This is a genomic window from Roseateles sp. So40a (assembly GCF_048081605.1).
Taxonomy (GTDB): domain Bacteria; phylum Pseudomonadota; class Gammaproteobacteria; order Burkholderiales; family Burkholderiaceae_C; genus Roseateles.
Genome location: NZ_CP182288.1, coordinates 339,828 through 353,034 on the forward strand (window position 1 = coordinate 339,828; position 13,207 = coordinate 353,034).

Genomic DNA, 13,207 nt, shown 5'->3' on the forward strand with positions numbered 1-13,207 from the left:
AGATCTCACCTCAATTGTCAGTGCGCGAGCGTGCTGCTGTGGCTGAAGTCGTTGGGGCCGAGCTCCTCTAGCGCCCTGACGCCCTAGCGCGCGAGGAGTCGAGGACGATGCAAGATTGACGACGCGAGGGCGGTGGCTTCCGGACAAATGCAAGGTGCTCGTCCGAGACTGCCACCTACGAGCCCTCCATGTCGAAACTCTCGGGCGTCTGCGTCTCAATGAAGGGGCTCAACTGATCTTCCTGAAGAAGCCAGTGATCTGCCGACCATGAAGTCCGTTTGCTGTGAGCATTTGGGTCACCGTCGTCGAATCGTTGAAGAGCGCCCCATCGAAGGAGAGTCCCAGGATGATCTTCTTCAAACGTTCCACGATGTCAAAGAGAGCAGCTTGGTTCAATAGGACCGGTCCGAAGCTCACATCTTCATGACGATCACAGGTGGTGGTGTCGGTCACGAAGACAGGGAGCACGTCAATGTTGGCTGCATCGATATGCTCCTTTGCCCATTCAAGGCTGAGGCTCAATTGAGCAGCATCGTTCTTGTGAATGGGCGCCTTCTTCTCGCTCTTCGCTTCCAGACATAGCGCGAAATCTTCGAATAGCCAAAGGTTGTCTGGACCTCGATTGGTCTCGCGCTCAGGTCGACTGGACGAGGCGCCGATAGCCTTTCCCAACTCAAGAAGGCCTTGTTCCACAATATCAGCAGGCATTCCGAACGCCAACTTTGCCGCGATTTCATCGACACGCGCGATCGCGGCATTCGCCTGAGAGAACGGCGCAAAGTAGTCTCTCACTGCGATCGCCTGCCCAGACGCGCGTGCAAACTTCTTGGGGACAAATTGAGCGGGGCGGGGGAAGTCGGAGTTGAGCGAGAACACGGCCCTGAAGGCATCCGCGGCGGCAGTAACGTCGATGTGATTGAGATAGCTCGCCATGCGATAGAGCACTTCAGCCTTCTGAGCAGGATGAATGGGCAGTCCATTTGCCGCTGTGCGCAAGAGATTGACAGCGGCAGGGAAGCTTCGAGCCTTGGCCAGTTCCCAGCCTTCTCTCATCACTGCGGCCAGACTCTCGTGGGCAGTAAGACCCTGTCCCGTGCGAGTGACTCGCGCTGCATCTTTCACGCGAGTACGGTGCGCATCTTTCCAGCCTTCATTTCGGCTCAGCAGTGCTTGCACCATTCCGGGAACAACGTCGGCAATGTCCTGACCGGGCGCAAGCTTAGTGAGGTCCTTGCCGAGGTCAACCTGAACTCTGGTCCGCGCCTCCATTAGATCGCGGACCGATCGCCGTCCGATGAATGCGGCGATATCGGGTCCAACAAGAAGGACAGCCGCAAAGTCGGCGCTGGACCGAACTGCACGACCGAGGGCTTGCTCAAATCGGTTGACGGCTCTGACGTCGTACTCGGGTGAGTCCTTCTGGCGAAGAGCGTCAACTTTGTCGCAAAGACGATCTCCCATTGGCACTCCGTCGATGACAAGCACTCGACACGCGTCGTCTGGGAGATCCACTCCATCGAACCTCTGAGCAAACACGACATAGTTCTGTGAACTGGAGCGCAAGGTCTCGATCGCTGCATCCACCTCTTTTCCCTGCCGTAGTTTCGCGCCGGCGGCAACCCATTCGGCTGCTTGAGCGGCCGAGCTAGTCAGAACCACGACGTTTGTTTGCTTGGCGAGAAGGGCGCAGGCAGCGGCCAGTTGGGTCTTCGATGCTTGGGGGCTGATGAGCGATGTGACCAGCATCATCCGTTCGCCCGCCCCCTCATCTTCTGGTGGCTCCACGATTCGCTCGAATGCTTTCGGATCACAGTTGAGTTCAGTGATGAACGCCGAGCCATCTTTGATGCTGGCAGACATGAACAGGCGATGCTTGGCCGAGGAGAAGGACTTCAGTTCTTCGACGGCCGAAACCGGCAGGGAGATCTCTGCGGAAGTACCGGAGATGCAGATACGGGCCAGGTCGAGATAGCGACTGATGTTGCCCCATCGGAAGAGGATTTCTTGATCTTCAGGTTGGGCCTCGAGCAACTGTGCCACCTGCCCGTGAACGTTCTGCCAAACCCAAAACGGAACTTCATATCTGGCGTCCGCAGATCCGGAGTCAATTCCTCTCCACGTTGCGGGGTCCGACGCCTCGCATAGCGGACGGAGCATTGCTCGAACGTTCTCAAAGCACTCATCTGGAACTCGTACCGTGTAGCACGCCCGAACACGGTCCACGCCGGCGTGGACGTCGTCGAGAACGAAACACGAGGGGCGAATGGACTTGGTCTCGAAAGTCGATCTTGCATTGAAGAGACGGTCATACGTGCAAACAAGTACGGATTCGCCCGCGAGAGCCTCGTATGGCAAACCCTTGGCTGGAAACGTAGAGACTGCTACACCGATTGCATTCGCCGAATGGACCACCTGCTCTACAAGCTGTGTGGTTGGGCAGAGATAGACGACGGGATCGCCCTTGTACCGGCGACGCATCATCTCGGCGTAGACCAAGCCAACAACAGTCTTCCCAGACCCGGTACTTAACTTGATGACGACATCCCGTTCCGCCAGTTGCTTGTCGAGGGCCGCTAGAGCTGATGCTTGGACAGGTCGTAGGCTTATATGGGTAGCCTTCCGGTCGAGCAGGCTGAAAAGGTCGCCGAAAGTGGCGGGAGCGTCCGTACTACCTGCGGTCGCGAGGCTCTTGAAATTGAACATGCTGATTCCCTGATTCGATTTCTTCTTCCGCCGACCGAGGTGAAGTGGCGGAGCGAGGCGACATGCTAACGATCCCTGTCCACGACGCAAACAAGCGGTCTCAACGGAGGTGCCACGTGCGAGTGCAGGCACGAGGGCAGAGAACCGGCAATCAAAGGCGCAGGAACGCGGTGAGCTCGTCCAGGTAGTCGTCGAAGTCCGCGAGCCCGTGATCGCTGCCCTCGAGCAGGTGGATCCGGCAGGCCGCGTAGCGGGCGTGCATCTCACGCCAGTCCAGTACCTCGTCGCCCTTGGCGATGACCGCCATCATCCGGTCCGGATGCGCGAGCGGTCCCGCGTTCAGATCCCTGAGTTCATCGACGAACTCCGGACGGAAGTAGAAATGCTCGTCGGGGTTCTGCCAGCAGGTCTGCTCGCCGATGTACTTCGCGAGATCCCGCGCCGGGTCGACCGCCGGGTTCAGCAAGACGGTCCGCGCGCCGGTGCGTTGCGTGACCCATGTCGCGTAGAAACCGCCCAGCGAGCTGCCCATCACCGCCATCGTCTCGCGCGGCCAGTCGCGGATCAGCGCCTCGACCTGGGCCATCGCCTCGCGCGGCGACGGCGGCAGCTGCGGGCTGGCGAAGACCAGGTCGGGGCGGTGCTCCGCGACCCAGCGCGCCATGCGCAGCGCCTTGGCCGAGCGCGGCGACGAGCGGAAGCCGTGCAGGTAGAGCAGGTGCGTGCGGCGTGCCGGCGCGGAAGCCGACGAAGTGGCGGGAGAGGGCGTCGTCATGTCGAGGCAGTGTAGGGGTCTGCCCGGCCCCGGCCCGCAGGGTCACTTCCGGCACGGGTCCGCGTGTGGGCGATCATCGCCAATCGCGCGCTTCCCCAGGGCGGCGCGCTCGTTAGTGCGCATTGACGCGAGGGCTCCGGCCCCGCACATTGCCCGCTTCGCAAGGGCGAAGGTGGAAGAGGACCACAGGCGCCCTTCTTTCTCAACAGGGCCGGCCGGAGGACCCCGGGCGGCCCGCAGATACGACAGATCCATGATCCACAAGGACACGATCCAGCTGACGGCCATCGCGGCCGCCGCCTTGCTGCTCACCGCGTGCGCGGGCCCCGGCCCGGTCTCCCCTTCCGGCGCCGCCGCGCCGACCGCCCAGGCCGCGCCCGCGCCTGCCAACGCCGCGTCCGGCGCGCCCGGTCAGCCCGGCGCCACGTCGCCGATGACGGCGCCGCGCCCCGCCGTGGATCCGACCGCGCCCAAGCCTTTCGCCGAGGTCAGCCGCGACACCAAGCGCGATGACGGCCTGTTCCCGCTGCTGCGCAAGGACGAGAAGGTCTGGATCGAGATCCCGCGCGCGATGCTGAACAAGCCGTTCCTGTTCACCATCAACATTTCCAGCTCCATCGGCGAGCGCGGCTTCTACGCCAGCCAGATGGGCCCGGAGATCATGGCCGAGTGGCGCCGCATCGGGAACACCATCCAGCTGGTCGCGCTGAACACCGAGTTCCGCGCCGAAGGCGGCGGCAAGCGTGCCGGCGAGGAAGCCTTCTCGCCCAGCCTGATCGCGGCCGGCCCGGTGGCCAGCGCCGATCACCCCGAGCGCAAGTCCTTCCTGGTCGATGCCGGCCTGTTGCTGAGCGACATCCCCGGCATGTCCACGCGCCTGGAGATGGCCTATCGACTGCCCTACAACGTCGATCGCGGCAACTCGTACTTCGAGCTCACGCGCGCCGACGCGCAGCTGACCACGCTGAACGCCAAGGTCCATTACTTCACCCCGCGCATCCCCGCGCCGCCGCTGGTGGCGCCGCCGGTGCCGGTGCCGTCGCCGCCGCAGGCCACGCCCGATCCGCGCTCGATGTTCATGGGCTTCGTCTACAACTTCCGCGCGCTGCCGGAAGAGAAGATGTCGCCGCGTCGCGCCGACGGCCGCCTGGGTCACTTCACCGAGACCTTCACCGATCTGAGCGACGACGTGAAGGCCAATCCGCGCGTGCACTACATCAACCGCTGGCGCCTGGAGAAGAAGGATCCGGCCGCGGCGCTGTCCGAGCCGGTGCAGCCGATCACGTACTGGATGGACAAGAACATCCCGCCGAAGTACCGCCCCGCGGTCGAGGCCGGCATCCTGGAATGGAACAAGGCCTTCGAGAAGATCGGCTTCAAGAACGCGGTCGTCGCCAAGCAGCAGCCGGACGACGCGGACTGGGACAACATGGACGCGTCGCACGCGTCGATCCGCTGGTTCGTCGGTTCCGACGTGGGCTTCGCCATTGGCCCCAGCCATGTCGATCCCCGCACCGGTGAGATCCTGGACGCCGACATCGGCATGAGCGACGTGTTCGCCCGCGGCGGCCGCGCGTTCATCGCGGAAGACGCGCCGCGCGGCATGGCCGGCGGTTCCGTGTCCACGCTGGCCGAGGAAGCGCAGACGCTGGCCGCGCTGAACAAGGGCTGGCGCGAGGGGCGCAACGCGACCTACTGCACCTATGCCCACGACGCCGGCACCGAGATGGACTTCGCGATGGACGTGCTCGAGGCGCGTGGCGACATCGCGCCGGACAGCCCTGAAGCCGATGCCTTCATCCAGGCGCGGATCAAGGACGTGATCATGCACGAGGTGGGTCACACGCTGGGCCTGAAGCACAACTTCAAGGCGTCCACGCAAGTGACGCAGGCGCAGCTGAAGGACAAGGCCTGGACCGATGAGCACGGGCTGTCGGCGTCCGTGATGGACTACAACGCCTACAACATCCCGCTGCAGGGCGAGGCGCCGACCACGTACAACAACACGACGCTGGGCGCCTACGACTACTGGGCGATCGAGTACGCCTACAAGCAGATCCCCAAGGAGCAGGAAGAGGCCGAACTCAAGCGCGTCGCCGCGCAGAACACGCTGCCGGGCCACGCCTACGCGGACGACACCGACGCGGGCGGCTTCGGTCCGTTCGACGGCATGGATCCGACGATCAACCGCTTCGACCTCGGCGACGACCCGATGGCGTACTTCCGCAAGCGCCTGAAGCTGACGCAGGAGCTGTGGACGCGCGTGCAGAACCGCGCGCCGGAGTCGACCGATGATCCGCTGCGCCAGCGTCGTCAGCTGGCCAACGGTTTCAGTCAGCTGGCGCGCGCGTCGGACCTGGTGGGCAAGTACGTCGGCGGCATGTACACGCACCGGGACGTGCCGGGCTCGTCGGTGGCGGCGATGAAGCCGGTGGATCCGGTCAAGCAGCGCGAGGCGCTGCGGTTCCTGGCCACGGGCATCTTCAGCGCGGACAGCTTCCGCTTCAAGCCGGAGTTCATGACGACGATCACGACGGACTACGTCGAGTTCAATCGTGCGGGCTTCGTGAACATCCCGGCGGCGGTGGCGCGGGTGCAGCTGGGCGCGCTGGATCGCCTGCTGCAGGCGCAGACGGCGATCCGCCTGATGGAGCTGCCGAACTACGTGCCGGCGTCGCAACGCAAGGGCCTGATCACGATTGGCGAGGTGTACGGCACGCTGCAGAACTCGATCTGGAGCGAGCTGAAGTCGGGTGCCGAGATCGACCCGCTGCGCCGCAACCTGCAGCGCGAGTACCTGCGCCGTCTGCAAGCGAACCTGACGCGCGGCGGTGCGGCGTCGGGCCAGTTCGCCGATGCCTACGCGGTGCTGCGCTTGCACGCGGTGCAGCTGCAGAGCGATCTGCGCGCGGCGCAAGGCAAGGGCTCGATGGAAACGCGCGCCCACCTGGCCGAGAGCCTGGACATGCTGAGCAGCGTGCTGAAGGCGACGATGACGCGCACGTGATCGATGGGCGCGGCCTGGCCGCGCTCACGATGACCAAGGCCGGCGAAAGCCGGCCTTTTTTATTGCGGCGCCGTCTGGCGCTGGATGGAGCCGGCGGCTCAGCGGCAGCTCGGTGATTCGATCTCGTAGCCGAGCGAGAGGTACAGGTGGGTGCGCAGTTGCCCCTTCACTGACTCTTTGAGATGCACGCCCTCGGCGCTGGTGCACAGGGTGGCTGTGCGTGTGATCCCGGCGCTGTCGCGGACTTCGAGCCCATCCCGGCGGGACTGCATCTGGAGCCTGGATCCGCTGGCGGCCAAGCCGATGAAGGGCATGTCGGCCCAGTCGGCGGGGACCTTCGCCTTGTACAGGCGCGGTGAGGCGCTGAGCAGCTCGTCGGAGGCGAGCAGGTCAGGGTCCTGGACAGCGACGAGGTCCGCACCGCGAAGTTGCTTGCAGCAGCGCGTCTGCTGTTTGGCATCCGGATACTGCAAGGCCACGGTGGCGTCAGGTGCGATCGGCGCCGCGCTGATCAGCAGCGCTGAGCCGGAGCCGTCGAGCTTGACGATGGCGAAGCCGGCGGCGCAGGCGGCATGGACCGCGTTGCTCAGGACGAGGGCAAGGAGTGTGGATCGCAGAAGGGTCGTCACGAAAAGGCTCGCGCTTGCACGAAAAGGCTCGCGAATGGCTGAAGCTGCACGAAAACGCTCGCGATCGGCTGAGGCTGCACGAAAACGCTCGCGATTGGTCGAAGCTGCGCGAAAACGCCCGCGCAGCGGCAGCGCAAGATGAAATCGTTTGAGATCCCGTCAATCGGGAAGGATCAGCTCGGCTTCAATCAAGCCGCCGAGCCGAGGGGCAGGTCAGTGATCCCCGACCGGATACCGCCGCTCGGCGGCCACGATGTCCCAGACCGCGATGAACATCGCCGCGACCAGCGGCCCGATCACGAAGCCGTTGATGCCGAACACCGCCATCCCGCCCAGCGTCGACAGCAGCACCACGTAGTCCGGCATCTTCGTGTCCTTGCCCACCAGCAGCGGACGCAGCAGGTTGTCCACCAGCCCGATCACCACCGTGCCGAACAGGATCAGCCCGATGCCCGAGCCGATGTGCCCCGTCGCCAGCAGGTAGATCGCCACCGGCGCCCACACCAGGGCCGCGCCCACCGCCGGCAGCAGCGACAGGAAGGCCATCAGCACCGCCCACAGCACCGGCGCGTGGATGCCCAGCACCCAGAACGCGAAACCGCCCAGCGCGCCCTGCAACGCTGCCACCGCGATGTTGCCCTTCACCGTCGCCCGGATCACCGTCCGGAACTTCTCGCCCAACTGGCGCTTGTACGAGTCCTGCAGCGGCAGCGCGTCGCGGATCCTCGCCGACAGCAGCTCGCCGTCGCGCAGCAGGAAGAACAGCAGGTAGAGCATCACGCAGAAGCTCACCAGGAAATCGAAGGTGTCCTGCCCGAAGCCCAAGGCCTTCGTCGCCATGAACTGGCTGCCCTGGTTCAGCGCGCTGCCCAGCTTCTCCTGCAGGTGGCTCAGGTCATGCAGCCCCAGCCGTCCCATCACGTCCAGCAGCCACGAAGGCAGGGCGCCGTAGATCTGCGCCACATAGGTGCCGAAGTTGAACTTGCCCGACTTCACCATCTCGAAGACGACCGCCGCCTCCTGCACCAGCGCGCCCATGACGTAGGTCAGCGGCAGCACCACCAGCAGCAGGATCACCACGATCGACAGCCCCGACGCCACCCCCGGCCGCTTCACCTTGCGCAGCAGCTTGCGATACAGCGGCTGGAACACGATCGCCAGCGCCACCGCCCACAGCACCGCGCTCAGCATCGGCCACAGGATCCAGCCGAACGCCACCGTCACCAGCGCCAGCAGGCACAGGAAGGACCGGTTCTGCAGCGCGGGCACCAATTTGCCGGGACCACTCATCGTGTCGTCGCTCCTCGCGTGTTTCAACGTTGCGCCCCGCAGGGCAGGGCGCGTGCCAGCCCGGCACGCGCGGCGCAGGATCGCCGGTTTACCGCAGCGCGTCCAGCAGCTTTTCGTGGATGCCCCCGAAGCCGCCGTTGCTCATGCACAGCACGTGGTCGCCCGGCCGCGCCACGCGCTTGACCATCGCCACCAGCTCATCGACATCCGCTCCCACCAGGCCCTGCTCGCCCAGCGGCGCCAGCGCCTCGCGCGCGTCCCAAGTCAGTCCGTCCTGGTTGCAGAAGCTCAGGTCCGCTTCCTCCAGCGCCCACGGCAGCTGCGCCTTCATCGTGCCCAGCTTCATCGTGTTGGAGCGCGGCTCGAAGACCGCCAGGATGCGCTCCTGCGGGGCGATGCGCCGGCGCAGGCCGTCCACCGTCGTGTGGATCGCCGTCGGATGGTGCGCGAAATCGTCGTAGACCTTGATGCCGCGCACCTCGCCGCGCAGCTCCAGCCGCCGGCGCACGTTCTTGAAAGTGCCGAGCGCCTCGGCCGCCCGCTCGGGATCGACGCCCACATGCTCCGCCGCGGCGATCGCCGCCAGCGCGTTGAGCTGGTTGTGCTCGCCCAGCAACTCCCAATTCACGTGGCCGACCTTCAGGCTGCCGCGCAGCACGTCGAAGGACTGCGGCTCGCCGCGCGCGCGCAACGCGCCGGGCTCCTCCTTGCGGGCGCCGAAGCGCTGCACGTCGCTCCAGCAGCCGCGCGCCAGCACGCGCTGCAGCGCCTCCTCGCGCGCATTCACCACCAGCCGTCCCGACGCCGGCACCGTGCGCACCAGGTGGTGGAACTGGGTCTCGATGGCGGCGAGGTCCGGGAAGATGTCGGCGTGGTCGTGCTCGAGGTTGTTGAGGATCGCCGTGCGCGGCCGGTAATGGACGAACTTGCTGCGCTTGTCGAAGAAGGCGGTGTCGTACTCGTCGGCCTCGATGACGAAGTACTGGCCGCCGCCCAGACGCGCCGAGACCCCGAAGTTCTGCGGGACGCCGCCGATCAGGAAGCCGGGCGCCAGTCCCGCCGATTCCAGGATCCACGTCAGCATCGAGGTGGTCGAGGTCTTGCCATGCGTGCCGGCCACCGCCAGCACGTGCTTGCCGCGCAGCACGTGTTCCGCGAGCCACTGCGGGCCGCTCGTGTACGGCAGCCCGGCGTCCAGGATCGCCTCCATCAGCGGGAAGCGGCCCTCCGACGAGCGCGTGACGACGTTGCCGATGACGAACAGATCGGGTTTCAGATCCAGCTGCTCGGCGCCGAATCCCTGAATCAGCTCGATGCCCAGGGCCTCGAGCTGCGTGGACATCGGCGGGTAGACGTTGGCGTCGCAGCCGGTCACCGTGTGGCCCGCCTCGCGCGCCAGGGCCGCCAGCCCCCCCATGAAGGTGCCGCAGATGCCCAGGATGTGGATATGCATGTCTGTCTCTCAGCTGCTGTACCAAACGGTAAGCAAGCGTAATGCCTGTCGCGGATTGAAAAGATCGCGACAACCCGGCCCGGCGTTTGCCGGCAGCGCGCCCCGCCGGGCGCCCCGGGCCTTTCGGACGCGTTCAGCGCAGCGCGCGTCGCGCGGCCTCCAGCGTGGCGTCGATGTCGGCGTCGGTGTGCGCGGCGGACACGAAGCCCGCCTCGTACAGCGCCGGCGCGAGGTACACGCCGCCGTCGAGCATCGCATGGAAGAAGCGGTTGAAGCGTTCCTTGTCGGTGGTCATCACCGTCGTGTAGTTCTGCGGCAGCTCCGGCATCAGGAAGAAGCCGAACATGCCGCCCTCGCTGTCCGCGCTGAAGGGCACCCCGTTCTCGGCGGCGACGGCCTTCAGCCCGTCCACCAGACGGCGGGTGCGGGTCGACAGCGCCTCGAAGAAACCGGGTTGCTTGATCTCGCGCAGCGTGGCCAGGCCGCAGGCGGTGGCGACCGGATTGCCCGACAGCGTGCCCGCCTGATACACGCCGCCCAGCGGCGCCAGGTGGCGCATGATCTCGCGGCTCGCGCCGAAGGCGGCCAGCGGCATGCCGCCGCCGATGACCTTGCCGAAGACGCTGATGTCGGGCACGAAGCCCGGGATCAGGTCGGCATACACGCCCTGCGCGCTGCGCAGGCCGACGCGGAAGCCGGTCATCACCTCATCGAGCACCAGCAGCGCGCCGTGCCGGGTGCACAGCTCGCGCAGCCGGGTCATGAAGGGCACGCTGGCGCGCACGAAGTTCATGTTGCCGGCGATCGGCTCGACGATCACGCAGGCCAGCTCCGGGCCGTGCAGCGCGAAGGCCTCGTCGAGCTGGGCGACGTTGTTGTACTCGAGCACGATCGTGTGCTGCGCCGTCGCTTCGGGCACGCCGGCCGAGGTCGGATGGCCGAAGGTCGCCAGGCCCGAGCCCGCCTTCACCAGCAGCGCGTCGGTGTGCCCGTGATAGCAGCCCTCGAACTTGATGAACTTGTTGCGCTGCGTCGCGCCGCGCGCGAGCCGGATCGCGCTCATCGTGGCCTCGGTGCCCGAGCTGACCAGGCGCACCTGCTCGCAGCTGGGCACCAGCGCCAGGATCTCCTCGGCCAGCTCGATCTCGCGCTCGGTCGGCGCGCCGAAGGAGAAGCCCTCGAGCACGGCCTTCTGCACCGCCTCGACCACCGCCGGATGGCCATGGCCCAGGATCATCGGGCCCCAGGAGCCGATGTAGTCGATGTAGCGCCGGCCGTCCGCGTCCACGATGTACGCGCCTTCGCCGCGCTGGATGAAACGCGGCGTGCCGCCGACCGCGCGGAAGGCGCGCACCGGCGAGTTCACGCCACCAGGAATCACGCGCTGCGCGCGGGTGAACAGGGTCTCGTTCTGGCTCATATCGGGAATCCGGTACTGCTGATGCAATCAATGCAGGAAAAGACGAAGGCGCCGCGCGGGCGCCTTCGGCGGTCTCAATGGATGCGGCGGGGGCCGCGGCTGGGCGGCTCGTCCATCGGCATCTCGTCGGCGGCGGCGACACCAGGGCCGCCCTCGACGCCTTCCTCGCCTTCCTCGCCGGGCGGCAGCGCCCAGAAGAAGCGGTCTGGCACGACATTGCCCATGCCGGGACGGAAGCCCGCCTCCAGCGACTGGTCCAGGAAGGCGAGCGCCTCGCCGACGGCGTCATGCGGCTCCGAGCCCACCGACAGCAGCGACGCCAGCGCGGCCGACAGCGTGTCGCCCGAGCCGACGAAGCTGGCCTCGAAGCGCTCGAACTTCTCGCCGGTGATGGCGCCCTGGGAGTTGGCCAGGACGTTGTCGATGAACTGGTTGGGCAACTGGATGCCGGTCACCAGCACATGCGCGGCGCCGTGCTGCTGCGCGGCCACGGCCAGCTCGCGGGGCGAGGCCGGGCGGTCGGCGTCCCAGTCGGGGAGCAGGCAGTCGGTCAGCGTCTTGTGGTTGCCCACCAGCACCAGCGTCTGCGGCAGCACCAGCTCCCGGAACGCGTCCAGGTAGCTCTGCTGCTGCTCCTCGTCGAGCCAGGAGATGCTGGGCAGGTAGGCCACCAGCGGCACGTCGGGGTAGTCGGACAGGACCTCGGCGACCGAGGAGATGCCCTCGGCGCTGCCCAGGAAGCCGACCTTCCAGGCGGCCACGGGGACGTCCTCCAGGATGGAGCGGGCCTGCTCGACGATGCAGTCGCCGTCCAGCGTGAGGTGGTCGAAGACCTCGGCGGTGTCGCGCATGACGATGGCGGTCACCACCGGCAGCGCGTGCGCGCCCATGGCGGCGATGGTGGCGACGTCGCCGGCGCTGCCGCCCGCGCCGCTGGGGTCCGAGGCATTGAAGCTCATGACGCACGCCGGCGGCGGCGAATCCTGCTCATCGGTCGCGGCGGCGTCCTGGGGGTCGGGGTGGTTCGGGTCTGGGCGGCTCATGGATGGGTGGCGCGAAGCCGTGAACTGATGCGCATAACGTGAAGAAGGACCGCATTCGACTGTTGTTTCATCGGTACTTCCGCCCCCCGGGTCAGCCCGGGGCCGTGGCTACAATCTTTCGATCATTGTAGTGATGCAAAGTCAACCCATCGTGAGCGAAGCAAGGACCTGGATGTGCCTGATCTGTGGCTGGATGTACGACGAGGCCGCAGGGGATCCTGAGCACGGCATCGCCGCCGGCACGCGTTGGGAAGATGTCGACATGAACTGGACCTGTCCCGAATGCGGCGCCCGCAAGGAGGACTTCGAAATGGTCCAGATCTGACCCGCACATCGACTTTTCATCGACGCGACCGTCTTCGATCATCCCGGCATCCTGCGGGATCCGCGGGACCCGCCTGTCGCGGGATTGAAATTTCCCTGACAACCATCGTCTGAACAATACGGAGAAGAGCTTGGATTCCAGCGCAAGCCCCCGCACGGCGACCAAGGTGCTCGTCATCGATGACAGCAACACGATCCGCCGCAGCGCCGAGATCTTCCTGAAGCAGGGCGGCCATGAGGTCGTGCTGGCCGAGGACGGCTTCGATGCGCTGGCCAAGCTCAGCGACTACCAGCCCGACCTGGTGTTCTGCGACATCCTGATGCCCCGTCTCGACGGCTATCAGACCTGCGCCATCATCAAGCGCAATCCGCAGTTCGCGTCGGTGCCGGTGATCATGCTGTCGTCCAAGGACGGCCTGTTCGACAAGGCCCGCGGCCGGATGGTCGGCTCCCAGGATTACCTGACCAAGCCGTTCACGAAGGACCAGCTGCTGCAGGCCGTCCAGCAGCACCGCCGGGAGGGCTGACCGGTTCGCCGGCCCGCCCGCTTTCATCGACCCATT

At 66.0% G+C, this 13,207-nt stretch carries 10 protein-coding genes; 3 read left to right on the forward strand and 7 right to left on the reverse strand.

Annotated elements, in window-relative coordinates; genetic code table 11:
* Positions 1–228: 228 nt before the first annotated feature.
* Both ACNI65_RS01520 and ACNI65_RS01525 read right to left on the reverse strand, forming a co-directional pair.
* A complete protein-coding gene (locus ACNI65_RS01520; RefSeq protein ID WP_416760786.1) occupies positions 229–2,703 on the reverse strand; it encodes a DEAD/DEAH box helicase in 2,475 nt (824 codons plus the stop codon).
* Positions 2,704–2,854: 151 nt separating this feature from the next.
* Complete coding sequence (locus tag ACNI65_RS01525; protein ID WP_416760787.1) at positions 2,855–3,478, reverse strand: YqiA/YcfP family alpha/beta fold hydrolase; 624 nt, start codon at positions 3,476–3,478, stop codon at positions 2,855–2,857.
* A 253-nt stretch (positions 3,479–3,731) separates the two neighbouring features.
* Here ACNI65_RS01525 and ACNI65_RS01530 point away from each other — a divergent pair, with 253 nt between their 5' ends.
* On the forward strand, positions 3,732–6,485 hold the full coding sequence (locus ACNI65_RS01530; protein ID WP_416760788.1) for a zinc-dependent metalloprotease: 2,754 nt from the start codon (positions 3,732–3,734) through the stop codon (positions 6,483–6,485).
* 98 nt (positions 6,486–6,583) lie between these two features.
* Here ACNI65_RS01530 and ACNI65_RS01535 read toward each other — a convergent pair whose 3' ends face one another.
* The 5 genes from ACNI65_RS01535 to thiD form a co-directional block, all read right to left on the reverse strand.
* Positions 6,584–7,114 carry a hypothetical protein gene (locus tag ACNI65_RS01535; protein ID WP_416760789.1) on the reverse strand — a complete coding sequence of 177 codons (531 nt, stop codon included), beginning with the start codon at positions 7,112–7,114 and terminating at the stop codon, positions 6,584–6,586.
* A 213-nt stretch (positions 7,115–7,327) separates the two neighbouring features.
* Positions 7,328–8,404 carry an AI-2E family transporter gene (locus ACNI65_RS01540; RefSeq protein ID WP_416760790.1) on the reverse strand — a complete coding sequence of 359 codons (1,077 nt, stop codon included), beginning with the start codon at positions 8,402–8,404 and terminating at the stop codon, positions 7,328–7,330.
* A gap of 88 nt (positions 8,405–8,492) precedes the next feature.
* A complete protein-coding gene (mpl, locus tag ACNI65_RS01545; protein WP_416760791.1) occupies positions 8,493–9,857 on the reverse strand; it encodes a UDP-N-acetylmuramate:L-alanyl-gamma-D-glutamyl-meso-diaminopimelate ligase in 1,365 nt (454 codons plus the stop codon).
* 133 nt (positions 9,858–9,990) lie between these two features.
* Positions 9,991–11,277 (reverse strand): glutamate-1-semialdehyde 2,1-aminomutase, encoded by a 1,287-nt coding sequence (hemL, locus tag ACNI65_RS01550; RefSeq protein WP_416760792.1) that lies wholly within the window; start codon positions 11,275–11,277, stop codon positions 9,991–9,993.
* Between the two features lie 74 nt (positions 11,278–11,351).
* Positions 11,352–12,320 carry a bifunctional hydroxymethylpyrimidine kinase/phosphomethylpyrimidine kinase gene (thiD, locus tag ACNI65_RS01555; protein WP_416760793.1) on the reverse strand — a complete coding sequence of 323 codons (969 nt, stop codon included), beginning with the start codon at positions 12,318–12,320 and terminating at the stop codon, positions 11,352–11,354.
* A 133-nt stretch (positions 12,321–12,453) separates the two neighbouring features.
* On the opposite strand from thiD, the gene ACNI65_RS01560 reads away from it, so the two are divergent.
* A complete protein-coding gene (locus ACNI65_RS01560; RefSeq protein ID WP_416760794.1) occupies positions 12,454–12,645 on the forward strand; it encodes a rubredoxin in 192 nt (63 codons plus the stop codon).
* A gap of 130 nt (positions 12,646–12,775) precedes the next feature.
* On the forward strand, positions 12,776–13,171 hold the full coding sequence (locus tag ACNI65_RS01565) for a response regulator (RefSeq protein WP_343636321.1): 396 nt from the start codon (positions 12,776–12,778) through the stop codon (positions 13,169–13,171).
* Positions 13,172–13,207: the final 36 nt, after the last annotated feature.